The 24998-nt window shown below is 39.5% G+C and carries 25 protein-coding genes; 6 read left to right on the top strand and 19 right to left on the bottom strand.

What is annotated here, in order from left to right; all coding sequences use genetic code 11:
* Positions 1-65 precede the first annotated feature (65 nt).
* The 3 genes from IGJ53_RS07990 to IGJ53_RS08000 all read right to left on the bottom strand — a co-directional run bounded on the left by IGJ53_RS07990 (position 66) and on the right by IGJ53_RS08000 (position 3550).
* Positions 66-953: a glucosaminidase domain-containing protein gene (locus tag IGJ53_RS07990; protein WP_086328288.1), complete on the bottom strand. Its 888-nt coding sequence runs from the start codon at positions 951-953 to the stop codon at positions 66-68.
* 246 nt (positions 954-1199) lie between these two features.
* Positions 1200-3197 (bottom strand): transketolase, encoded by a 1998-nt coding sequence (gene tkt, locus IGJ53_RS07995; protein ID WP_010732670.1) that lies wholly within the window; start codon positions 3195-3197, stop codon positions 1200-1202.
* Between the two features lie 101 nt (positions 3198-3298).
* Positions 3299-3550, bottom strand: coding sequence for a DUF896 family protein (locus IGJ53_RS08000; RefSeq protein WP_002309377.1), 252 nt, complete (start codon positions 3548-3550; stop codon positions 3299-3301).
* A gap of 146 nt (positions 3551-3696) precedes the next feature.
* Between IGJ53_RS08000 and lexA the strand changes: the two genes are divergently transcribed.
* Complete coding sequence (gene lexA, locus IGJ53_RS08005) at positions 3697-4320, top strand: transcriptional repressor LexA (protein WP_002309378.1); 624 nt, start codon at positions 3697-3699, stop codon at positions 4318-4320.
* 178 nt (positions 4321-4498) lie between these two features.
* The gene (locus IGJ53_RS08010; RefSeq protein WP_002297436.1) at positions 4499-4717 is read left to right on the top strand and encodes a hypothetical protein; all 219 of its coding nucleotides are present in this window, start codon (positions 4499-4501) and stop codon (positions 4715-4717) included.
* A gap of 220 nt (positions 4718-4937) precedes the next feature.
* On the opposite strand, the gene IGJ53_RS08015 is transcribed toward IGJ53_RS08010, so the two are convergent.
* The 7 genes from IGJ53_RS08015 to obgE all read right to left on the bottom strand — a co-directional run bounded on the left by IGJ53_RS08015 (position 4938) and on the right by obgE (position 12313).
* Positions 4938-5450 carry an adenine phosphoribosyltransferase gene (locus tag IGJ53_RS08015; RefSeq protein WP_002295813.1) on the bottom strand — a complete coding sequence of 171 codons (513 nt, stop codon included), beginning with the start codon at positions 5448-5450 and terminating at the stop codon, positions 4938-4940.
* A gap of 13 nt (positions 5451-5463) precedes the next feature.
* Complete coding sequence (gene recJ / locus IGJ53_RS08020; protein WP_438750005.1) at positions 5464-7761, bottom strand: single-stranded-DNA-specific exonuclease RecJ; 2298 nt, start codon at positions 7759-7761, stop codon at positions 5464-5466.
* Positions 7762-7902: 141 nt separating this feature from the next.
* Positions 7903-8346, bottom strand: coding sequence for a LapA family protein (locus IGJ53_RS08025; protein ID WP_002390566.1), 444 nt, complete (start codon positions 8344-8346; stop codon positions 7903-7905).
* Positions 8347-9135 carry an SDR family NAD(P)-dependent oxidoreductase gene (locus tag IGJ53_RS08030; protein WP_002329154.1) on the bottom strand — a complete coding sequence of 263 codons (789 nt, stop codon included), beginning with the start codon at positions 9133-9135 and terminating at the stop codon, positions 8347-8349.
* The gene (gene rnz / locus IGJ53_RS08035; protein ID WP_010732672.1) at positions 9132-10073 is read right to left on the bottom strand and encodes a ribonuclease Z; all 942 of its coding nucleotides are present in this window, start codon (positions 10071-10073) and stop codon (positions 9132-9134) included. Before rnz ends, IGJ53_RS08030 begins: the two co-directional genes overlap by 4 nt.
* Before the next feature lie 174 nt (positions 10074-10247).
* On the bottom strand, positions 10248-10835 hold the full coding sequence (locus IGJ53_RS08040; protein ID WP_010732673.1) for a hypothetical protein: 588 nt from the start codon (positions 10833-10835) through the stop codon (positions 10248-10250).
* A gap of 164 nt (positions 10836-10999) precedes the next feature.
* Positions 11000-12313: a GTPase ObgE gene (obgE, locus tag IGJ53_RS08045; protein ID WP_002309385.1), complete on the bottom strand. Its 1314-nt coding sequence runs from the start codon at positions 12311-12313 to the stop codon at positions 11000-11002.
* A 288-nt stretch (positions 12314-12601) separates the two neighbouring features.
* On the opposite strand from obgE, the gene gap reads away from it, so the two are divergent.
* Positions 12602-13612 (top strand): type I glyceraldehyde-3-phosphate dehydrogenase, encoded by a 1011-nt coding sequence (gene gap / locus IGJ53_RS08050; protein WP_002309387.1) that lies wholly within the window; start codon positions 12602-12604, stop codon positions 13610-13612.
* A gap of 85 nt (positions 13613-13697) precedes the next feature.
* On the opposite strand, the gene IGJ53_RS08055 is transcribed toward gap, so the two are convergent.
* Positions 13698-14633 carry an alpha/beta hydrolase gene (locus IGJ53_RS08055; RefSeq protein ID WP_259741848.1) on the bottom strand — a complete coding sequence of 312 codons (936 nt, stop codon included), beginning with the start codon at positions 14631-14633 and terminating at the stop codon, positions 13698-13700.
* 162 nt (positions 14634-14795) lie between these two features.
* Positions 14796-15890: a DUF871 domain-containing protein gene (locus IGJ53_RS08060; protein WP_010732676.1), complete on the bottom strand. Its 1095-nt coding sequence runs from the start codon at positions 15888-15890 to the stop codon at positions 14796-14798.
* Between the two features lie 188 nt (positions 15891-16078).
* Between IGJ53_RS08060 and IGJ53_RS08065 the strand changes: the two genes are divergently transcribed.
* Positions 16079-16834: a peptidylprolyl isomerase gene (locus IGJ53_RS08065; protein ID WP_259741849.1), complete on the top strand. Its 756-nt coding sequence runs from the start codon at positions 16079-16081 to the stop codon at positions 16832-16834.
* Positions 16835-16959: 125 nt separating this feature from the next.
* On the opposite strand, the gene fabZ is transcribed toward IGJ53_RS08065, so the two are convergent.
* Entirely contained in the window at positions 16960-17400 is a 441-nt protein-coding gene (gene fabZ, locus IGJ53_RS08070; protein WP_002309395.1) for a 3-hydroxyacyl-ACP dehydratase FabZ, read from the bottom strand.
* A 218-nt stretch (positions 17401-17618) separates the two neighbouring features.
* Here fabZ and fabI point away from each other — a divergent pair, with 218 nt between their 5' ends.
* Positions 17619-18374, top strand: coding sequence for an enoyl-ACP reductase FabI (gene fabI, locus IGJ53_RS08075; RefSeq protein WP_002295795.1), 756 nt, complete (start codon positions 17619-17621; stop codon positions 18372-18374).
* A gap of 111 nt (positions 18375-18485) precedes the next feature.
* Here fabI and IGJ53_RS08080 read toward each other — a convergent pair whose 3' ends face one another.
* Positions 18486-19538 carry a branched-chain amino acid aminotransferase gene (locus tag IGJ53_RS08080; protein ID WP_259741850.1) on the bottom strand — a complete coding sequence of 351 codons (1053 nt, stop codon included), beginning with the start codon at positions 19536-19538 and terminating at the stop codon, positions 18486-18488.
* 125 nt (positions 19539-19663) lie between these two features.
* Between IGJ53_RS08080 and IGJ53_RS08085 the strand changes: the two genes are divergently transcribed.
* Positions 19664-20584, top strand: a complete 921-nt coding sequence (locus IGJ53_RS08085; RefSeq protein ID WP_002315101.1) for a mechanosensitive ion channel family protein — start codon at positions 19664-19666, stop codon at positions 20582-20584.
* Between the two features lie 279 nt (positions 20585-20863).
* Here the strand turns inward: IGJ53_RS08085 and cbpB are convergent, their stop codons facing one another.
* From cbpB to IGJ53_RS08110, 5 genes are all read right to left on the bottom strand, one after another.
* Positions 20864-21364, bottom strand: coding sequence for a cyclic-di-AMP-binding protein CbpB (gene cbpB / locus IGJ53_RS08090; RefSeq protein ID WP_002309404.1), 501 nt, complete (start codon positions 21362-21364; stop codon positions 20864-20866).
* Positions 21365-21470: 106 nt separating this feature from the next.
* A complete protein-coding gene (locus tag IGJ53_RS08095) occupies positions 21471-21989 on the bottom strand; it encodes a metallophosphoesterase (protein ID WP_010732679.1) in 519 nt (172 codons plus the stop codon).
* Positions 21990-23345, bottom strand: coding sequence for a ribonuclease PH (gene rph / locus IGJ53_RS08100; protein WP_010732680.1), 1356 nt, complete (start codon positions 23343-23345; stop codon positions 21990-21992).
* Positions 23346-23347: 2 nt separating this feature from the next.
* Complete coding sequence (racE, locus tag IGJ53_RS08105) at positions 23348-24169, bottom strand: glutamate racemase (protein WP_042956980.1); 822 nt, start codon at positions 24167-24169, stop codon at positions 23348-23350.
* Between the two features lie 161 nt (positions 24170-24330).
* On the bottom strand, positions 24331-24987 hold the full coding sequence (locus IGJ53_RS08110) for an amino acid ABC transporter permease (RefSeq protein WP_002292958.1): 657 nt from the start codon (positions 24985-24987) through the stop codon (positions 24331-24333).
* Positions 24988-24998: the final 11 nt, after the last annotated feature.

Here is a 24998-nt window from a genome sequence, read left to right on the forward strand (position 1 = left end):
CTTTGACTAGCAAAAAAAGGCAAAGATATACCAGATATGGTAGTTTCTTTGCCTTTTTATCTAAATCAAACGTTTAGTTCTTGTCCGACTAATAAAGAATAACTGGACATGGACATACCGTTTTTCGCCATTAGATCATCAACAGACATGCCAAATTTTTGTGCAATATCCCATAGCGTATCTCCTGATACAACTGTATATGTTTGACTACTATTTGTATCCGCGCCTGTTGTCGAAGATGATGATGACGTTGAAGTCGTCGTAGTAGTTGTTGTACTTGTGGTAGTTGTGGTCGCCGAACCAGTTGATGGTGTATCAAAACGGGTTAAATTATAAGTATTAATCAATGAGTTCAATTTGGTCCCATAATCTGGATCGGTAGCATAACGACCTGTCAAGTACGCTGTTGCATCATAAAAACTTGTTGTATTGCTTTTCCATACACCAGCATAATGATAATCGCCTGTTGAAAAACTGGTTGAACGAAGAACATTTGCATGGTCTTGGAAGGATTCCCAATAAGAAGAATATTTTCGGAATGGTTCATTCATCGTTACCCATTGTCCGTTTACATATTCTTTGGTTGCCATATAAACGACCTGTCCGTTATAGCTTCCTTTTACACCGAACAAATTATAATTGGGCGCACTAGCTAATCCGGAAGTACCATATGCACTTTCCAACAACGCTTGAGCGATCATGACTGAAGCATACAAGTCATTACTTGCAGCAACTTCTGATGCAGACCAGCCGATTTGATCGATAAACGCTTGAGGATCAGCGACTGTTTGAGATCCTTGTTCATCTGCATGAACACTTTGCGGTACCGCTGTAACCATCATCGGCCCAACTAAAAGACTCGTTCCAATTAAAGGAGCAATCGCTTTTTTATTGATCACCATGTTTCTTTTAGGTCTATGGTGTCGGGCACTGCGGGTCTTCAGCTCTTGCATTCAAATTCCTCCTCAAAATAAAAAAACTTAATAAAAAGTTCTCTTCTTAAAACAAACTTAATTAATTAAATTATACTTTTAATTTTCAAGAAACACAAACTAATCCGAAGAATTCTTTGTTTTGTCATTTAAATGTAATATAACAGAAAACGAAAAGTAACATTGACTCATTCTTTCCACCACATAAAAAACAGCTGCCTCCAACTTGCAGACAGCTGTCTTTATCATTCAAACAATGATTGGTGTCTATGATAATTGATTGTACGTATTCACAACATTTTCTACTGTAAATCCAAACTCTTCTAAAATTTTAGAACCAGGAGCAGATGCACCGAAATGATCGATGGTAATCGTTGTTCCTTCTGTCCCCACATAGCGTTCCCATCCGAATGATGCAGCAGCTTCGATCGCCACGCGTTTCTTCACTGCTTTAGGAAGTACGCTTTCTTTGTATTCAGAAGATTGTTTTTCAAACAGGTCGAAGCTTGGCATAGAAACAACAGAAACATCTTTCCCGTTTTCTGCCAATTCTTTTTGAGCTTTCACGGCTAAATCAACTTCAGAACCAGTTGCAATCAAAATACCTTCTGGTGTTTCTCCTTTAGCTGGAGAAAGAACGTACGCGCCTTTTTTGACCATTTCATCTGCTACTTCTTTTGTAGAAGGCAATACAGGAAGGTTTTGACGGCTCAATACAAGGATAGTAGGCGCATCAGTAGTCTCCATCGCCACTTTCCAAGCAGCACGTGTTTCATTTCCGTCTGCTGGACGAATCACTTGGACACCAGGCATGCAACGAACAGAAGCTAATTGTTCAATCGGTTCGTGTGTTGGTCCGTCTTCTCCGACAGCAACGGAGTCATGTGTCAAAACGTAAACAACAGGCGTATGTTGAATCGCTGCTAAACGAACAGCTGGTCTTAGGTAATCGACAAAGACAAAGAATGTTCCGCCATAGATACGAGTTCCGCCATGAAGTTGGATACCATTCATAGCCGAAGCCATCGCAAATTCGCGAACGCCAAACCAGATGTTACGTCCTTCATAATGTTCAGGAGTAAAATCTTTATCAGCAGCTACCATTGTATTATTGGAACCTGATAAATCTGCTGAACCGCCCCAGAAACTTGGTATAGCTTTCGATAATTCTTGGATGACTTCTTTACTTGAAACACGGCTTGCTTGACTGCTTCCTACTTCATAAGTCGGCAATTCTGCATCCCAGTTTTCTGGCAGTTTTCCATCAAAGGCATCTTCAAATTGTTGTGCTAATTCAGGATAAGCTTTTTTATAATTGGCAAACATTTCATTCCACGCATCTTCAGCTTTTTGTCCTTCTTCTATCATTGTTTGATGGAAGCGGGCAGCTACTTCTTCGGGAACAGTGAAGTCTGGATAATCCCATCCGTAAACTTCTTTAGCCATCTTGATACCATCTTCGCCAAGAGGAGCACCATGAACAGCAGATGTTCCTTCTTTAGGAGCACCGTAGCCGATGACTGTTTTTACTTCGATCAACGTTGGTTTATCTGTTTCAGCTTTTGCTTCTTCAATCGCTTTAGAGATTGCTTCTAGATCATTTCCGTCTTTCACTAAGATATGTTGCCAGCCATATGCTTCATAACGAGCACCAACATTTTCTGTGAACGCTTTTGAAGTTGGACCATCTAATGAAATATCGTTTGAATCATATAAAACGATTAATTTACCTAACTTCATATGACCTGCCATCGAACTTGCTTCTTGAGAGACTCCTTCCATCAAGTCTCCATCCCCACAGATTGCATACGTATAGTGATCCATTACGTTGAAGTTTTCTTTGTTATAAGTTGCTGCAAGGTGTGCTTCTGCCATCGCCATACCAACAGCCATTGCAATCCCTTGGCCTAATGGGCCTGTAGTAGCTTCTACACCATCTGTATGATGGACTTCAGGATGTCCCGGTGTCTTAGAATCCCATTGACGGAATTGTTTCAAATCATCAATTGTCACTTGATAGCCAGCTAAATGAAGTAAACTATATAACATTGCTGACCCATGTCCTGCTGAAAGAATGAAACGGTCGCGATCAGCCCAATTTTTGGATGTCGTTGGATTTACTTTCAGGTGTTTTGTCCATAACGCATATGCCATAGGTGCTGCGCCCATCGGCAATCCAGGATGTCCTGAGTTTGCTTTTTGGACTGCTTCAATACTTAATGTACGAATTGTGTTAACGCCAAGTTGGTCAATTTTGTCAAACAAAATAACCCCTCCTATTAATTTAGGTTTTTTTTACCTTTATTTCTTACACTTTCATTCTATAAGATGTCACACGAAAAAGCAATCATTTTCAGTATTTTTTACTAAAAGTTGTCATTTCGGTTGTGTAAGCCTTTTTTCTTTTGGATTTCTTTTAATTTTTCCGGGGTCACGTCATTGCCCTCAGGATCGACGATTTTCATTCCTTCGATATGATGACGCATACCGGAACGAAAAGCTTCCAAATACTCTTTGCGTAAGTTGATTTGTTCTTGTTCTTCGGCTTTCGAGAGACCATTTTCCTTCTTTTTACGTGCAAGTTCATTGATCCGCTCTATTTTTTCAGGTGACAGCATGCTCAGCCCTCCTTTTACTCTCCTTCATATTATATAAAAACTGAAAAAAAAACAACTAGATAAACTAAATAAAACACGAACATTCGTTTGATTTAGCGCTTTTTATATGGTACTATTTATTTATCAAGTGAAAGAAGGTGTACCTTGTGGCCCGACAAACTGAATCAAGACAAATTGAAGTCTTACGTTATATCCATGAACAAGTAACCCAAAAAGGATACCCGCCAACTGTCCGTGAAATCGGGGAAGCTGTTCAGCTTTCTTCTACTTCTACTGTTCACGGTCATCTTGCACGGCTTGAAAAAAAAGGGTTTATCCAAAGAGATCCGACGAAACCTCGTGCAATCGAGTTGACAAAACAAGGTTTAGAAAAGATTGGGATTCGTCCAACAACTATTCCAGTACTTGGCGTAGTAACAGCTGGAGAACCAATTTTAGCAGTAGAGGATGCTTCGGACTTCTTTCCGATCCCTCCTAATCTTTCTTCTGAAGAAGGCAGTCTCTTTATGCTGACGATTCGTGGAGATAGTATGATCAATGCTGGAATTTTGGATGGCGACAACGTGATCGTTCGGAAGCAGGAAACTGCACAAAACGGTGATATCGTCATTGCAATGACTGCAGAGGATGAAGCGACTTGCAAACGATTCTATAAAGAAAAAAACTACTTCCGTCTTCAACCTGAAAACGACTTACTCGAACCAATCATTTTAGATCAAGTATCTATATTAGGACGAGTAGTAGGACTCTATCGTAGCCATATCTATTAATTAGTACTAAAAAAGAAAATTGTTTAAAACCGAGTTTGAGACCATTGTCTCAAACTCTTTTTTCGCCCAAGTTCTTCTTCTTTCAAATTTTTATCACTTCCCTCTTTACAAACCGAACAAATATTCGTATACTAAATATACGAACAATTGTTCGCATAAATTAACGAGGTGAGAATTCATGAAATCAATGAGACGTCTTGGCTTAGTATTAACTGTTTTGTTTTTAGGTATTATTATTGGTAATTTCGGCATACGTCCAGCTTTACTTGTGTTTGTTCCGTTATTTACTTTGTGGTTCATGTTGTGGGATGAAAAGAAGTACCGTCAATCTGAGCGGCGCAGAATTCATGAAGATCATTTCTATCATGAACCCTACTACAGATCCAGGCAATCATAATGAGGATTGACTGCTAATTGTTTAAAAGACAAAAAGTTAAACTTTTACGAGGGTGTGACAAAAATCGGTCACATCCTTTTTTTCGAACCTTTACCGGACTTTGACTGGTTCCATTTATAAAAAATAGCGACCCTCAAGCGTCAGAGTGCCTATCTGACTTTTGAGGGTCGCTTCAAAATCACTTCTTTATAAATTATAAATCATAAATCGCTTTTTCTGCTTAATATTCCATTAATGTAATAATGTCGTATCCTTTGATTTTGTCGCGTCCATGGAGATCCATCAATTCGATTAAAAATGCGCAGCCTACGACTACACCACCTAATTGTTCGATCAGTTCGATTGTCGCTTTGATCGTTCCACCAGTAGCCAGCAGATCGTCACAAATCAGCACACGCTGACCTGGTTTAATGGCATCCTTATGCAATGTCAATGTATCTGTTCCATATTCTAATCCATAAGTCACTTCGATGGTTTCTCGAGGTAATTTTCCTTTTTTGCGGACTGGTGCAAAACCGACTCCTAACTCATAAGCAACAGGACATCCTACGATGAACCCACGTGCTTCTGGTCCAACTACCATATCAATTCGTTTTTCTTTTGCATAATTTACGATTTGCTTCGTAGCTTCCCGATAAGCGTCACCATCTGCCATCAGCGGGGAAATATCTCGGAATACAATTCCTTTTGACGGATAGTCGGGAATACTGGCAATATAATCTTTTAAATCCACTCTTTGTTTCCTCCTAGGTTGTTAACCATTTCTTTATGGTAGGAATATCGCTCAAAAGCAAAAATTCCTCAACTTTGATTTTATTTAGCCGCCGCTGGTATAATTTGCTCTCAGTCAAAGGATGACTTTCTGGGCTGGCGACTTTTTGTAAAACACCGTTCTCTATTGTAACAAATTTCAATTCAAAAAACACCTGTATCATAAAAATTAATAATTTTTCAGGGATACGCAAATATTGAGCTACTGCTTTTATTTTATGACGTATATCTATTCGTTCTTGAGAATGGATCAATTTAAACAATTTTGCGTACTGTTCTCTTGTGCCTACCCCATTCAAATAAGCCTCATCAGGTGAAATCCCCATCAGATAAACACGATTGAATGAATAAGACCGAAAGACTTCTTTCAGCTCTGCTAAATCATCTGGACAATCCATAATAACCAGAGATTTCGGTTTTCTTTTTTCAATTACCGCCTGTATAGAATCCATTCCTTCGAAAACAATCGCCGTTTCTTGGATACTTTCCGGCACGAATTTCAACGTCGAAGAATCAAAAGCTAAATAAAGACTGTCTTCAGATGTTCGGCTCTGTTCACGGAAACGTTTTGCCCGCCAATCAAATACTTGCAGACCCCCTACTGCAAAATCAGATACCATCAATTGGGGTTTCTTACGTCCATTCCATTCATTGATCGAAAGCTTTCCTACTACATCTACTAGATTATTCAGCAGTTCTTCTTCTTGAGTTCCAAAACCAAAAGCGACCGCATCAAGCTGACTAGATTCATCGGAAAGGACAAATTTCAGATGCTGTTGATTTGCTCCGATTCTTTTGACATTCGCTGCTTGAACTTGCCGAAATAAAAATTGAGGTAAAGGATTATCTGTACCAAATGGCGCTAATAATTTTAGTTCATCAATACGCTCTACTGTTACTTCATCCGGAAATAGCACTTCATCAATTCTTAATTCAGGTCCTCTTGTCAAATCGATTTGACGATCGACTATATATTGGTTCATCTTCTCCTGTAGTATTGTGACATTTTCACTTGGCATCGTTAACCCGACTGCTGCATGATGTCCTCCAAAATAAGTAAATAAATCTCGCATCTGGTCAAGCATTTCAAAAAGGTTCAAGGCTTCAACACTACGTCCAGATCCTTTAGCTGATCCGTCTTCTTTTAAAGTAAGAACAAGCGTTGGTTTACCAGTTTCGTTCATTATTTTTCCAGCAACAATACCCAAAACGCCTTCATGCCATCCTCGGTTTACCAATAGATGGATATGATTCTCCTTATTGACCATCGCTAACGCTTCTTCTGTTATCTGCTCTACGATTGCTTTTCTTTCTTCATTGATTTCATTCAATTTTTTTGCTTGAATGGATGCCTCTTCTTCGTCAAACGTTGCAAGCAATGAAACGGCAGGTCGCGGGTCGCCCATCCGACCAATGGCATTTAGTCTGGGCGCAATCGAAAAGCCGATCGTTGTTTCGTCTGCATCTCTCATTTTTACGCCACTTTCTTCAAACAGCGCCTGAAGTCCTATCCGTTCTGAATGATGGATGGCATCGATTCCTAATGAAACAAGGATTCGATTCTCATCAGTCAATGAAACTAAATCGGCGATCGTTCCTATTGCTACTAAATCCAAAAATTCTGCAGGTGGTTCTTCCAACAATGCAGAAGCTACTTTGAATGCTACTCCGACTCCTGCCAGATCTGGAAATGGATATTGCCCCGCTGGATGACGAGGATGAACAATCGCATAGGCATCTGGTAATTTCTCAGGTAGTTCGTGATGGTCTGTAATGATCACGTCTACACCAGCTTGCTGAGCATATGCTACTGCCTCATGTCCTGCTACCCCGTTATCAACAGTGATGATCAACTGGACGCCTTTTTCGATCTTTTCTTGGTATACCGATCGATTTGGTCCATACCCGTGTTCAAATCGATTTGGCAAAAATACTTCTACTTCTGCGCCAAGTAATTCCAGTGTTTCTTTCATTACCGTTGCACTGGTGATTCCGTCTGCATCATAATCACCGTAAACAAGGATTTTTTCTCCACTGATTACAGCTTCTTGTATTCGACTGATTGCTTTATCCATATCGTGCATCAGATACGGATCATGTAGTTCTTGTTCCTTTGGATATAAAAATCGGTTGATATCCTCTTCCTCATGGTAACCTCTTTGCCACAGTAACTTACCGACAAATGGAGATAATTTCAGTTCACAGATCATTTGGAGAAAGGATTCAGAAGGCTCTGTCTCGCTTAACTTCCAATCAAAATTTGCTTGTCTCACTTTCTCACTCCTAACTTAGTTATTATAGCAAAGGAAATCAGCAAAAAAAAGCAGAAAGAAAGAATAAAAATAGATCAGATCCGCTAGACTGATGTTCAGCAGGACCCGATCTTTTATACGACCATTTATGAAATATCCCTATTAGTCAAAATAATTGAAGCTTTGTTTTGGCGCTTGCGTTTTTTGTTCTTCTGGTGCTTTCAATTGACTGATTTGTGCTGTTTTCGCTTGTAATTCCGCCTGATAAGCAGCTTCTAACTCCGCGCGTTCGTTTCTAAACTCGCGTTGCTGTTCTTCTTTTGCTTCTTCAATTTTCTTTTGCAGATCTGTTTGGTATTCTGATATTTCCTGAGTCAGCTGCTTGATTTGCTTTTTTTGCTGCCATAGTGTTGCCGAAGCAGTCAAGAATACAATCAGCGCACCAATCAGCGCAGAACCGATGATCACTAAGATCAACGGTGCAGAAAAGGAAGTGAAACCAAAACTTACAGGGACATTTTTATTGTTCAATACAGCAAAAAGAACAATAATCAAAACTAAGATAAATCCAAGAATCACATTGCTTTGCTTTTTCAATTCCTCCACCTACTTTTTGTTAAAAATTCCGCTGGCTAAATAATCACCAATCGTTGGAAACAGCGTATAAAATTTTGATGCAACTTCTAAAATAAACGGTTGATTGATTTCCCGTTTTGGATGTCTCATATTGCGGACGATCATTTTTGCCAACTTAGTGGGTTCTAAAACGATTTGCCCGACTTTTTCCAAATAGCTTCCGCTTGGATCAGCCTTGTCAAAGAAATCTGTCTCGATTGGACCTGGATTTACTGTCGTAACAGCTACACCAAGTGGTTTCAATTCTAATCGCAAAGCGTTGGAGAAGCCAAGGACCGCAAATTTCGTGGCAGAATAAACCGTTGATTTTGCAGTTGCCATTTTCCCAGCCATTGAGGCGATATTAATAATATGTCCCTGTCTTCTTTCTGCCATATCGATCGCAAATTTTTGTGTCAAAACCATCATTCCTAAGATATTGACTTCAAACATATCGTATGCTTTTCCAAGATCGAATGTAAGGAAGTCCTCGAAAATACCAAAACCAGCATTGTTTACCAGAATATCGACACGTCCAACTTCTTCCATTACTTTTTCATATAGTTCATCCACACTATAAGGATCGCTGACGTCTACTTTGAAAGCATAAGCCTCTTTGCCGCTCAAGCGTCTGCACTCGTCTCTGACACCTTCTACAAATGCCATTCTTCGTGCGCAACTTATAACGATTGCTCCTTGCTTTGCTGCTTCATAACAGATTTGTGCGCCTAGACCACCTGAACTACCTGTTACTAAAACAACTTTATCTTCTAAATTCATGCCTCATCCTCCTCACGAAATGGTATCTCAATGCTATCAAAATCTTTCATGATCGTCGTGTTTTCAAACACTTCTTTTGCTTCTTTTTCAAGCTCTAGAGCTGCTTTTCCTAAATATCTTGCACTGATATGAGTAAGCAACAGCCGTTTTGCCTGCGCTTCTTTTGCAACTTCAGCAGCTTGATGAGTCGTGGAATGGAAATAGTTATGCGCCATTCTTGCTTCATCTTTATTAAATGTGCTTTCATGTACCAAAATATCACTGTTCTCCGCAAGCACAACAGAATTATGTGTTTTTCTCGTGTCGCCTAAAATAGTCACGATCCGCCCTTTTTTATTTGGGCCAACAAAATCTTTTCCATTGATCGTCCGACCATCTTCTAGTTGGATCGTTTCCCCTTGCTTCAGCTTGCCGTACAGTGGTCCAGCGGGAATGCCTAATTCTTTCAGACGATCCACCTGCAATTCTCCTTTATGATCATGTTCAACCACACGATAACCGTAACTGTCGATTCCATGATTTAGTTTTTTTGCATAAACAGAAAATTGCTGATCAGTAAAAATCGGGTCTGTTTCATTTAACTCGATGAATTTCAGCGGATAACTTAACCGTGTTTGCGAAATGCCTAAAGAGACTTTTATGTATTCCTCTATCCCTTTTGGCCCGTAAATCTCTAACGGCGTATCCCCACCTTGAAATGAACGGCTGCTGATGAGTCCAGGGAGCCCGAAAATATGATCGCCGTGTAAATGTGTAATGAAAATTTTACCGATTTTTCTCGGACGGATAGTCGTTCGCAAAATCTGCATTTGCGTGCCTTCACCACAGTCGAATAACCAAACTTCATTACGTTCGTCTAAAAGTTTCAATGCTATACTTGTCACATTTCTATGTTTTGCAGGAACACCTGCGCCTGTTCCTAAAAATTGTAATTCCATAATCTACCTGACTTTCTTTAAGTTCCTCTTTAATTTTAGGGGAAAAAGATAGGATAATCAACCGTAAGTCGAGAAAGGCTTCAAATAAAAACGATGTTCTTCTGTGATAACGTTTTCTTTAAACTCCATTGTAAAAACAGCAGCGAACCCTTTTGAGATTCTCTGCTGTTTTTATTAATTTGAAGATTCGGAACTCTCATTGTCATCGGAAGATTGCAGATGTTTGTCCTCCCAAGTCTTTTGGGCAGCTTCTTTCGCCTGCTTTTCGGCTTCCTTCGCATCATGCACATCTTTTTCGACATCTTCATAATCCAAACGGGTAATTTCTCCGCCTAATTCCATCATCACTAATTGATTCAAAGGACGATTGTCTTCTTCATCCGCAATCAAAATCAGTCCTGTAGCTCCTTCACCGATTTTATTTCCTACAAAGTCGAACACAGTCTGAGCATCTTTTATTTCTTTTGCATCTTGTGTCGCACCGATCATCCCTCCAGCAAACCATCCTAATAGAATCCCTAGCGGCCCACCTAATACGCCAACCAACATACCAATCAACCCACCAGTAGAAGATTTGTTATTACCAGTAAAGTCGATAAAATCTTCTATTTTGAATTGATGGGTTCCATTTGGATCATGGCTGACAACGGCCATCTGTTCTCCTTTGATCGAACGAACAGCATGGAGTTTTTTGATTTCTGAAAATGCCTGATATGCTTGGCTTTCTACTTGAAAATTTAAAATGATTACTCGCTTGCTCATTGAAAACGCCCCTTTCATACCTTCTTGTTATTTATTTTACCTTTAATTGTAAAATAAGAAAAGAAAAGCACTCTTTTCTACCTAATAAAAAAGGAGAATGGCCTCAGCCATACTCCCCTTAGATTTGAAACTATATTTTTTGGTATTTGTTTTTATTTGTTTGCCTATTCGACAAATTCAAATTCAAATTCACCGATACGGACGAGGTCGCCATCTTTCGCCCCACGTGCCCGAAGTGCCTCATCCACACCCATACCACGTAATTGACGAGCAAAACGCATTACCGTTTCATCATGATCGAAATTCGTCATTTGGAATAATTTTTCGATCTTCTCACCGGATAAGATCCACGTTGCATCTGAATCACGATCGATTTGGAACTCAGGACCTTCTGGATTGAATCCATAGTGTACAGTTTCTTCTTCCAGTTCTTCCTCGTACAATGGGAATTCTGGCGTTACTTCTAACAGGTCTGCTGTAGCATTCAATAACGCATCCAATCCTTGTCGAGTCACTCCAGAAATTGGAAATACTGGGATATCATCAGCGAATTCGTCTTCTTTTTCCTTGTTCAGCTGTTCTTTGAATTTCACTAAGTTTTCCTGTGCATCCGGCATATCCATTTTGTTTGCCACGATGATTTGTGGACGCTCTAACAAGCGTAAGTTGTAAGTAGATAATTCTTTGTTGATGGCAAGATAGTCTTCATAAGGATCTCGTCCTTCCATCCCACTCATATCGATCACATGTAAAATAACTCGCGTTCTTTCGATATGACGAAGGAATTGTGTACCTAGCCCAACACCTTGCGAAGCTCCTTCAATCAACCCTGGCAAGTCTGCTGCGGCAAAACTTCTGCCATCACTTGTAGTAACCATTCCCAAGTTAGGGACGAGTGTCGTGAAATGATAAGCGCCGATCTTTGGACGAGCAGATGAAATCACAGATAGCAACGTCGATTTTCCAACAGATGGAAAGCCTACAAGCCCAACGTCTGCCAATACTTTCAATTCCAGTTCGATTTTTCGTTCTTGTCCTGGTTCCCCGTTTTCAGCAATTTCCGGTGCAGGGTTCCGAGGAGAGGCAAACCGGATATTTCCTCGTCCGCCACGTCCCCCTTTCGCCACAACTAGTGTTTGACCATTTTCAATCAAGTCTCCTAAAAGAGCACCAGTCTCTGCATCTCGGACAGTGGTTCCTTGCGGTACTTTCACATAGGTATCTTCTGAACCACGGCCGTGCATCCCTTTACTCATTCCATTTTCACCTGGCTGCGCTTTGAAATGGCGATTAAAACGAAAGTCCATCAATGTACGCAAACCTTCATCGACGACCAAGATGACATCACCGCCACGACCACCGTCTCCACCAGCCGGTCCGCCGTCAGGAACGTATTTTTCGCGACGAAATGCAACCATTCCGTCTCCGCCCTTGCCAGCTTTCACATCGATCGTTACTTGATCTAAAAACATGGACATAATTAAGTCCTCCTATTATTCAATTTATTTATTTGACTGCCTGAATTTCCACAATAAACAAAAGTCTTCCTTATTTTATCGGTGAAATCTGTTTTTGTCTATCATTTCAGCAAAAAGATTGATTGCCTTCTTCTTTTTTTATTATTTGGTAAGGTTTCCAACCATTTTTCTGCTATCGAGTATAATTTTTTGACAAAAGATGCTTTGCGTAGCAGAATAACAGTGTATTAATTGTATTAATTGAGGATGCCGTTTCATAGCACCCCTAATAAAGGAGGAACTTTTGATATGACAGTAAAAGTAGGTATTAACGGATTTGGGCGTATCGGCCGTCTGGCTTTCCGCCGCATCAAAGAAGTATCAGATGATATTGAAGTAGTAGCAATCAACGACTTAACAAGTCCAACTATGTTGGCACAATTATTGCAATTTGACTCTACTCACGGTACTTATCCTGGCACAGTTACTGCAACAGAAGACTCAATCGTAGTGGATGGCGAAGCAACGCGTGTTTATGCAGAACCCGACGCAAGCAAAATCCCTTGGGTAAAAGAAAACGGTGTAGATATCGTACTAGAATGTACAGGTTTTTATACATCTGAAGAAAAAGCGAAAGCGCATTTAGATGCTGGTGTCAAACGAGTAGTTATTTCTGCCCCAGCTGGTGCAATGAAAACCATCGTCTATAACGTCAATGATGATACATTAGATGAAAACGACCGAATCATCTCAGCAGGTTCATGTACAACAAACTGTTTAGCCCCTATGGCTTATTTCTTGAATAATGAATTTGGGATCGAAGTTGGTACAATGACAACAGTCCATGCCTACACTTCAACCCAAATGCTGTTAGATGGACCAGTAAGAGGCGGTAATTTACGTGCTGCTCGTTCGGCTGCTGACAACACTATTCCACATTCTACTGGTGCTGCAAAAGCAATCGGCTTAGTTATCCCTGAGTTACAAGGAAAATTACAAGGACATGCGCAACGTGTTCCAGTCGTTGATGGTTCATTAACTGAATTAGTTTCAGTATTGAAAACCAAAGTAACTGCTGATCAAGTAAATGAAGCAATCAAAAAACACACAGTTGACAATCCTTCATTTGGGTATGATGACCGTCAAATCGTTTCTAGCGATGTCATTGGCACAACTCAAGGTTCGATCTTTGATCCAACCCAAACAGAAGTAACAACTGCTGGCGATTTCCAACTTGTCAAAACTGTTGCATGGTATGACAATGAGTACGGATTCACTTGCCAAATGATTCGCTTACTAGAAAAATTCGCTAACTTGTAATTTAATAAATCAAACAATAAAACAAGCCTTTGACTGGGTCCAGTCAAAGGCTTGTTTCTTTTTATCCTCTTGCATTTAAACTAGTTCAATGAACATATTGGCTTAAAAATTGTCGGACTACTTGCTGATACTTTTCAGGATCTGTCTTGTATGCTTCCGCATGCTCGGCTCCTTTTACAACATACTTTTCTTTTGGCCCCTTCGTTGCACGATAAACCTTATCCAACATTTCAAATGGTACAAATGTGTCTGCGTCTCCATGTATAAATAGCATTGGACGCTGGTTTTTCTTCAATTGATCCACTGCACTTGCCTCACCGAAAAAGTAGCCGGCACGGACTTTTGTCACTAGACTCGTTACTTGCATAAGCGGAAATGCTGGAAGACTAAACATATCGTCTAGCTGATACACAAGCTCATCATGGACAGAAGAATAACCGCAATCTTCAATAATTGCTTTTACGTTATTTGGTAATTTTTCTCCGCTAGTCATCATGACAGTTGCTGCCCCCATGCTGACACCATATAGAACGATTTCTTGCGAGTTTCCATTTTCTTCTAACACTTTGTTGATCCACTGCACATAGTCTTTGCGCTCTGGCCATCCAAATCCAATATAATCCCCTTCGCTTTTTCCATGCCCTCTTGCATCTGGAACAAGGACATTGTAGCCCATATCATGGAACATCTTTGCATAATTGGTCATCGTTTCAGCATCTCCCATGTAGCCATGAGCAACCAGAGCTGTTTTGTCACTTTTCGTTTCAGCAGGAAGATAAATCGCTGATAATTTCAGACCGTCTTTTGAAGTAATCGTCCAATTGCTTCGGTTCTCTTTTGAACTAAACCACTTATGTGCATCCGTTTCTTTGGATGTCTGTGTTGTACCTGGCGTATCTTCATCTAAAAAGTCTTTCTCAGACGGTACGACAGCATAATTATAAAAATAATTCCCTGCAAACAATAGCGCAACGATTAGAACTAGGGCAACGCCTAGAAGGATTTTCATCCAAAGTTTCATAAATTATCCATCTCATTTCTCTTTTTTCATCTAACCTTGAATTAGTATAATCAAAGAATCTCTACTATGCAATGTTCATTTTTATAACCTATAAAAAAACAAAATAAAAAAGCAGAAATAACTGGCTATTTCTAGCGGATTATTTCTGCAGCAACTCTTTATCTATTTTTTATTTTCAGTTAATTTAAAGCTTGACCAAGGTTTCAAAAAGTCAAGGAGGAACAATTCGTCATCAGAAATTCTTCCTACAACATTGACCCGTCCGTCATTTTTCATATCCTTCAAGGCGATTTGTGTTTCTCCTTTATATTGACCATACCCTTCATTATCAATCAGCACATCACCATGATGCATATCTCGCGTATTGTGAGGTGGAAAATCTTTCTCTTTATAATATACACGAGTCATCGTCGAACGAAGGATATACTCTGAGCGATCTCCTCGATAACTGTGGAGGTTGTCAAACAAGCAGATTCGTTCGTTTTCTGTAATCCCTTCTTCCGTATCTACTTTCAATGTTGGATAATCTGCATTAAAAGCTTCTGCCATTTCTTTCAATTCTTCTTCGCTTGCATACGCATTTCCAATAGAAATATCATCAATCAGCCCTGTAAGGATCAAATGCTTCACTTGTGTAGCAATCTCAAGGTCTCGGTGGTCTTCTAGTGTGCACAAGCCATCTTGTGTAGGCCAAGGGCCAAACTCAGCGGATTGCGAATTGACGAACGCCATCGTATTCAAATTATATTTTCTAAATTTTTCTGAACAAAAAACAAAATGGTCGTAGCCTAAACCAGAATATCGATGAGGATAAAAATTATGAGAACCTAATAAATTATCCGTGTTTGGCGAATAACTCATAATGTTGTCAACATAATTCGTGCCCGAACTCATATTGATCTCGATTTTGATACCGAAAGGATTACGCGTCATTTTTGCTTCTTCTGCTCCGGTGAACCCGATATCCAAGCGAACTCCATAGGCACCCATCTTATGGAAAAAGGATAAGTCATCGTAAGAAATCTCCAACTGTTCAAATAACGCTGGATTGATATCTACCATTACTTCCATGCCTAGGCTATTCGCATAATCAACTACTTCTTTAAATTCTGAAAGAACTTTTTCTTTGTCGTCGTTGATTTGCAGTAAACTGGTAAAAACCCGTTTATACCCATACTTATGAGCTAAATCCAAGTACGCTTTGTCCTTTTCAAATGTTGATCGTTCTGGATAAATCGAGATTCCTAATTTTCCCATATTGCCATTTCCTCCTGCATCTTTTCGTTTTTGTATCCACTTACATTATAGCAAAGACAAGATAAATGGTCTACACCTTTTCTTTTTCTTTTAAAATAAATGATAAATTCCAATAATTTAAGTAGGTATTTCTCCTCTATTTTGTTATCATTAAAGATAACAAAATAGTAAATTGGAAAGGAATAGTTATGAAGAAAAATAAAGTTATTTTAAGTATTAGTTTAGCTGCAGCATTATTGTTTGCTGCTGGTTGTTCCGCAAACAGTACGACTTCTCCTAGTACATCGGCTGAAAGTTCAAAGAGTACATCCACTGCGGAAAGTACAACTGCCAGTAGTGTCGATTTGAATGCATTGGAATTGCCACAATTGACGAAAGATGTAGCTGAAAATGAAGATTTGGTCGAAACGGTGACAAATAAAGGCACAATCAAAATCAAATTATTCCCTGAATATGCACCTAAAGCAGTTGAAAACTTTATGACACACGCAAAAGATGGTTACTATAATGGTCTGACTTTTCACCGCGTCATCAAAGATTTCATGATCCAAGGCGGTGATCCTAAAGGCGATGGCACTGGAGGCGAAAGCATTTGGGGAGAAGGATTTGAGACAGAGATCAACAACCACCTTTACAATATAAGAGGTGCGTTATCTATGGCTCGCTCACAAGATCCTAACAGTAACGGCAGCCAGTTCTTTATCGTTCAAAATTCAGATGACATGCATGATGGTCTTTTAAAAGATGATTACCCTCAAGCGATTATCGATGCTTATAAAAACGGCGGTTATCCTTCCCTTGATGGTCAGTACACTGTCTTCGGTCAAGTGATTGAAGGAATGGATGTCGTGGATGCTATTGCAAATGTCGAAACAGATAGTTCAGACAAACCAAAAGAAGAAGTAAAAATTGATAAAATCAATATACTGCAAGAAGCAAAATAAACAGAACATAAAAATAACGTCTGAATCTAGAAAATATGACAAAATGTGCTAGATTCAGACGTCTTCTTTTTACATAAAAAAGCAAGTAAGCATCCTTCTATTTTTCTATAACAACTTTTTTATGATCAAGCATTTTGGTTGACGATGAACGTGAACTCACACTCACAGACTTTTTTATCATCTACATATGCTGCAGATAACGCTGTACCGACTGACCCCTTCATTTTGGTGATTTCAAAATGACATTTCAGTACATCTCCTGGAACAACTTTTTGACGGAATTTGGCCTTATTGATTCCACCGATATAAGCTCGTTTTCCTAGGAACTCTTCTGATTTTAGGATAAGGATCGAACCTGCTTGTGCCAGTGTTTCTAGAATCAACGCACCCGGCATCACTGGATTGTCAGGAAAGTGACCTTGGAAAAAATCTTCATTGATCGTTACATTTTTTGTCGCAACGATCTTTTTTCCTGGTTCTAATGTATCTACATAATCAATATAACAAATAGGATAACGATTAGGGATCAAGTCCATTACTTCAGTAGCAGATAATACATAAGACATAATTAAACTCCTTCTTTCAGGCAATTGCCATTTTCATTACTTTGACTATCAAAGTATCATATTCCTAAATATTTAGCAATCTTTTTTTAATTTAAGAAAAAATAGTTTGACAATCAAAACATTTTGACTAATAATTAAGAAATCAAGAAGTTATTTTAGCTATTATTCTCTATTTTTTACGACTATCAAATTTTTATCAGAAACAAAGGAGAGTCATTATGTCATTTCTAGAAGGAAAAAAAATCGTCATCATGGGCGTCGCTAACAAAAAAAGCATTGCTTGGGGGTGCGCTGAAGCAATGTTGAAACAAGGGGCAGAGATTATCTATACTTACCAAAATGAACGAATGAAAAAATCATTAGTCAAATTGGTCGGCGAAGAAGCATTCACTGTAGAATGTGATGTTTCTAGCGACGAAAGCATCGAAAAAGCAATGAATGCCATCGGTGAATATGCTGGAGAGATCCACGGCCTTGTCCATGCAGTTGCTTACGCCAACAAAGAAGAATTATCCGGAAATGTGTCTGATATTTCCAGAGACGGCTATCAATTAGCTCAAGATATCAGTAGCTACTCTTTGATTGCTGTATCAAAATACGCACAACCGTTTCTTGCACCAAATAGCGGAATCGTTAGCATGACTTATCTAGGTTCAGAGCGCGCAATCCCGAATTATAACATGATGGGTATCGCGAAAGCTTCTCTTGAAGCAGCTATCCGTTATTTGGCAGCTGAGTTTTCACCTAAAGGCATCCGAGTCAATGGTATTTCAGCTGGAGCAATCAAAACATTAGCTGTCACAGGGGTTAAGGACTATCAAAAACTGATTCAGTTATCTGAATCTCGCACGCCTGATCAGCAAGGTGTAACGATCGAAGAAGTCGGTAATGCTTGTGCTTTCTTGATCAGTCCTCTTTCCAGCGGAATCATCGGTGATATTATCTACGTTGACAAAGGTGTCCATCTTTCATAATCCTTTTGTTGCATTCTTTAAAGTAAAACATATAAAAATCAGGAAAAAACTTTTTAAAGTCTCTTCCTGATTTTTTCTTTTTTACGTTTTTTTCAACTCATTACTTTGAAATTACTCCACGACTTCAATCCAGCCTTCTGGTGCTTCTATGTCCCCGAATTGAATACCTGTCAATTCATCATACAACTGTTTTGTTACTGGTCCTACTTCCGTTTCGCTATAAAATACATGCAGATTGTTATTGTGGTAGATCCCACCGATCGGAGAAATAACAGCCGCTGTACCACATGCACCAGCTTCTGCAAATTGATCTAGATCATCAATGAAAATATCTCCTTCTATTGCTTGAAGTCCTAGTCGCTCTTCGGCTAATTGCAGCAAAGAGTATTTCGTGATACTTGGTAAGATAGATGGCGATTGTGGAGTGATGAATTTTCCGTCTTTCGTAATCCCAAAGAAATTTGCTGCCCCTACTTCTTCGATTTTCGTGTGTGTGGCTGGATCAAGATAAACACAATCTGAGTAATCCAGTTCTTTTGCTTCTGTTCCTGGAAGTAAACTCGCTGCGTAATTTCCGCCGACTTTTGCTGCGCCTGTTCCCTTAGGAGCAGCACGATCGTAATCAGATACAATAAAGTTCGTTGGTTTTAGCCCACCTTTGAAATACGCTCCTACTGGCGTACAGAAGACGACAAATAAGTATTCTGGAGCAGGATGGACCCCAATGTTTTCACCGACCCCAATCAGTAAAGGACGCAAGTATAATGTAGCGCCTGTTCCATACGGAGGCACGAAAGCTTCATTTGCTTTTACCACTTGCTTAACAGCATCAACGAACATTTTTTCAGGGACCATCGGCATCAGCAAGCGTCTAGCGCTTTGATTCATCCGCCGACTATTTTGTTCAGGTCGAAAGAGATTGACCTTCCCGTCTTTTCGACGATAAGCTTTTAGACCTTCAAAACATTGCTGACCATAATGAAGCGCTGGAGATCCTTCATGAATCGTCAGGTAATTATCTTCTGTCAATTCTCCTTCTTCCCATTGTCCGTCTTTCCATTTGGCAATGAAACGCCAAGGAGTTTTGATATAAGAAAATCCTAAATTATTCCAATCGATTTGCATATACTTACCACCTTCGTTATTTTCTCCACATTTTATCATTATCCATATTATTTGTCATTTTATTTTCAGCTTTTTTCCTTCATTATAGCTATTTTTGCTATTTCCTTTTTTGAAAACTTCTTGGTACAATACAGAAAGAATCAAATTTTAGAAAAGAGGATTTTATGTTTTCATTATTAGCAACTGCCGGTACGACAGACTCTTCTGGCGAGACATTGACAGATCAAGCTGTCAGCAAAGTAAATGCGTTTCAGCGGTTTTGGGACGGGATTGATTGGGACGCCATTTTGGCTGCCTTTATCCAAAAAAGTTTATATCTGATTTTTTTGATCGTCCTTTTTTGGATTCTTCACCGTGTGGGAAAATATCTGATTGATAAGTCTTTTAATCAGTATTCTAAAAAAGCCATTCTAAACGAGAGCCGCTTAAAGACTTTACATAGTCTTTTAAATACTATTTTTCATTATACCCTTGGTTTCTTCTTTATCTATGCAATTTTATCTGCTATCGGTGTGCCGATCGGATCACTTTTGGCTGGTGCCGGAATTGCAGGTGTGGCAATCGGTCTTGGTGCCCAAGGGTTCATGAGTGATGTTATTACCGGATTTTTTATTATCATGGAACAACAGATGGATGTTGGGGACTACATCAAGCTAGCAAACTTAACGATTGAAGGAACCGTCGTATCTGTTGGTATCCGTACCCTTCAGCTGAAAGCAACGGATGGTACTGTCCATTTCATCCCGAATCGAAACATCACCACGATCAGCAATCTCTCTCGTGCAAATATGCAAGTACTTTTAGATATCCGGATCGTTCCTGAAGAAGGATATGACAAAATCTATGAAATCATTGATCGAGTAAATCATACATTAGCTGAAAAATACCAAGAAGAGCTTCAAACTGAACCTTCCATCTTTGGTTTAGTGGATCTTGGTAATAGTAATTTTGCTATTCGTACGGTCTGCTACGCATTGAACGGAAAACAATATGCCTTAAAAGAAGAGTTCTTGAGCTCCTATGTCAAAGAATTGACAGCTTCTGGGTTCACGATTCCGAACAGTCCAATTGCTGTCGGAAAATAACTTGGTCAAACGATGCAACGAATCTCACTAAAAAGAGCGTGGGACAAAAGTAAAGAACACTTTTGTCCCACGCTCTAAACACGTATAAACGGCGGAAGCAGAAGCAACTCCTTCGGAAATAAGCTGAAATTCACAAAAATTTGAAAAGCAATTTTCGTGAATTCCTTCTTATTTCTTGGAGTTAAACGCTTCTGTCCCAGCCTCTTTTTCAAGATAAAGTCAAAACTGGTACGCTTTTGTTTCTACTTATTTTTTGATTATCTTTCAGTTTCTCGTTCTTTAGCTCACGATATCGATTTGTTCTTTTAATTCTTCGATTTTCGGAGACAATATATTGCGACGTTCTAATTCATGCACCATGAAGTTTACGGCTTTAAGCAGCTCTTTCCTTGTGATGATTCCTTTGAAAACCCGTTCTTCTGTGACAACCGGTAAAAAAGGCGAATCAACTAACAAATGGAGTACTTCTTCTAGTTCCCAATTTTCATCAATCGTCGGAACATCCGTTTCTGTTACATCAGCAACTGTTAGTCCTTCTAACGGATCCATGCTGATTGTTTGCAAGTCAATCATTTTATTGACCACATCTGATAAACTTACTAATCCTACAAAGTGATCATCTTTTCCTAATACAGGAATTTTGGAATAACCGACTTTCGATAAGACAAGTAAACCATGGGATAATGGATGATGATACATAACATTTGCCACATTTTCTGCAGGAATCAAAAACGTTTCCTGATTTTCCAGCAGCATTTCTCTTACTATAGGTCCAATCATCTGATGGCCTCCATTTCTATTTCATTCAACACTACTATTTTACCGAAACCGGATGCAAAATTCATAAAATAAAGCTTATTTTTATTAAAAATTAGAGTTTTTTTATTCAGCACTCTCTCGAAAAAGAAAAGGCCAACTCTTCAACTGCCTGATGGGCACGGTTATAGTATTGAACAGAAATTTGGTCACCTAAACTTTCAATAAGAGCATATGATGGGATTTGGATCGGCCCTCTAGGCTGAGAAATGCTTCCAGGATTCAAAAACAGGATTTTCTGATCCATCTCACAGCCTATTTGATGGGTATGACCAAAAAACACCATATCGGCATTTGCAGCTCGAGCTTCGATTGCTAACTGTGTCAAACCAAATCGGACATTCGATAAATGACCATGAGTCATGAATACTGTATCCTGACCAGTTTGGATCACTTTTTTCTGTTCGAATCCTGGTCCATAATCACAATTACCTTGAACCACTTGGAATGTATCCCATAATGGGTCAGAAGCTTCTAATTCCGAATCGCCACAATGGAAAAAGATATCCACTTCAGAACGATAGCGATCTACTAAGTCAACGAGGATATCTCTGTCTCCATGATTATCACTTACTACTAAATACCGCATCTATCTCTCTCCTTCCAGCCATTGTTTCCATTCAGCACTCAATTTTTTCATTGCTTGAGCCCGATGACTGATCTTGTTTTTTTCTTCGCTCGATAATTCTGCTGCTGTTTGTTTCTTACCTTCTGGGATAAATAAAGGATCATACCCAAAGCCATTTTCGCCAGATGGTATACGGGCTACTCGACCGGGCCATTCCGCTTCTACTACAAGGCTGTCTTTTTTGGGTGCCGCGAATACTAATGTACAATGGAATTGTGCTGTTCTTTTTTCATCCGGTACATCTGTCAATTCATATAATAATTTGGCGTTATTCCCCGCATCACTTTTTTGTTCCCCTGCAAAACGTGCAGAATAGATTCCTGGCATACCGCCTAACGCATCCACTTTCAAACCTGAATCATCTGCTAAGACTGGTTGATCAAGCAATTGTGCAATCGTTTCTGCTTTTAATCGGGCATTTTCTTCAAATGTGCTGCCAGTTTCTTCCACATCTGGCAATTCAGGATAGTCAAGTAATGTTTTTACATGATATCCCGCTTCTTTGAACATATTTCGAAACTCTTCTGCTTTTCCTGGATTTCTTGTCGCAATGATGATTGTTTTTGTTTCTTCTATTCGCCCATCATTTTGAGCAAATTCTGTTAGCAAAGCATGTTTTTGCTCTTTGATCAAATCTTCAATCGCGTTTTTTCCAAAAAAGAGCATTTCATTCAACTGTTCTCCATCAAACGTTGCTTCTTCTCCAGTTCCTTGAATCTCCACGAATTTTCCTGATTCTGTCATCACGAGATTCATATCTACAAGCGCTGCGGAATCTTCTTGGTAGTCCAAATCTGTCACGCAAGTCCCATCCGGTAAGATCCCTACGCTAACTGCAGCAAGATGCTCTTTGATTGGATCTTCTGACAATTCCTTTTCTCTTAAAAGCTTTTCAATTGCTAGTTTCAACGCGACGAATGCCCCAGTGATGCTAGCTGTTCTAGTTCCGCCATCCGCTTGGATCACGTCGCAGTCTATGATGATACTACGCTCTCCCAGCTTTTCCAAGTCTATTACTGCACGCAAGGAGCGACCAATAAGACGCTGGATTTCCATTGTTCTACCAGAAAGTTTTCCTTTGCTGCTTTCTCTACGATTTCTCGTACTCGTTGCTCGAGGTAGCATACTGTATTCAGCTGTTACCCACCCTGTTCCTGTTTCTCTCAAAAAGGGAGGTACAGAATCCTCTACTGTTGCAGAACAAATAACTGTTGTATCACCAAAACGGATCACAACCGATCCCTCTGGATATTTGAAAACATTTGTTTGAAGCTCCAGTTTACGAAGCTCTTGGGCTTTTCTCCCGTCATGACGCATCCTTATTTTCCTCCCAATTCAATATGATCTACATTTAGGTGTCCGATTCCAAGCCAGTCTTCAGCTATTTCTTGGAAAAGTTTAGCAGATCCTGTTGTATAAAACTGACATAATGTCCGTCCATTTTGCGGTGAATTGCTCAAATTGAAATAATCGAGTAGCATAGATACTTCACCTACTGTTTCTGCTCCAGAATCGATCAGTTGAACATTTTCCCCCACTACATTTTGAATGATGGGGCGTAATAACGGATAATGGGTGCATCCCAAAATCAATGTATCGATTTTTTTAGTCGTTAACGGAGCTAATGTTTCTGCCACGATTTTTTTTGCCACAGATGAATGGTATTCATTACTTTCGACAACTGAAACAAATTTTGGACAAGCAAGACTTGTCACAGTCAATTCTGGCACTTTCTCTTTCAGTGCTTTTTCATAAGCTTGACTTTTTACCGTACCAATCGTACCGATAATGCCAACTTGATTATTTTGTGTTTTTTTTACTGCCGCTCTTGTACCGGGAAGGATCACGCCGATGACTGGAATAGAAAGAGCAGCTTTGATTTCTTCTAAAGCAACCGCAGTTGCGGTATTGCAGGCAATCACTAGCATCTTGATTCCTTGCTCCACCAGATAATCCGTCATTTCCCAAGTATACTGGATTACCTGTTCCGCAGGTCTAGGACCATACGGGCAGCGTGCTGTATCTCCTACAAATAAAATATTTTCATTCGGTAATTGTTTCAGGGCTTCTTTTACTACAGTCAAGCCGCCGACACCTGAATCAATAAATCCGATAGGGCGATTATCTGTCAATCGTATCATCCTTTTTTTCAATAAATTCTATCCTCCCTATTGTGTACTTTTTAGCGTGAATTTTCAAGTGCTCTCACTTGCTTAAAACAATCAAAATCTCTTTTTTTCGAATGGAAAGAGGAAAAGCGGTTGTGACTTTAGTTTGCCACAACCGCTAAAAGAATCATCTATTAATAACTGTACCGTCTCTTTTCCAAGTAACCGGAAAGCAGAGAAAGCGCGTAACATACCACGAAGTACATAAGTGTCATGATGATGAACATCGGAAGCACATAATTGGTATTCTGTCCATAAATAATACGTGCCTGATGAGAAAGTTCAGGTAAAGAAATGATTACTGCTAATGAAGTATCTTTGATCAGTGAAATCAATTGGCTCACAATTGCCGGGATCATCGATTTGAATGCTTGCGGCAAGACGATCGTCCGCATTGTTTCTACATAAGTCAGTCCTGTTGACAATCCTGCCTCCATCTGCCCTTTGGGAACAGCATTAAGTCCAGCTCGGAAAATTTCCGACAGCATAGCTGATTCAAAGATCGTCAATGCTGCAACAGCAGACCAGAAGATGTTCATCTGGATGCCAATCTGAGGCAAAGCAAAATAAGTGAAGAAAATGATCAATAATAATGGAAGATTTCGTATGATATCGATCACAATACCAAGGATTTTGGACAAGAAAGGGATATTCGCAAAACGAATCACACCTGTCAGACCACCAATCAAGAAACTGAAAATGATCGAAAACAATGAAACTTCAACAGTAACCTTTAATCCTTCCAATAAAAAACGGACATTCATCCATGAAAAAGCGCCGCTAAAATCCATGTATTTCCCCT

Source organism: Enterococcus sp. DIV1283b (assembly GCF_051710965.1).
Taxonomy (GTDB): domain Bacteria; phylum Bacillota; class Bacilli; order Lactobacillales; family Enterococcaceae; genus Enterococcus_B; species Enterococcus_B lactis.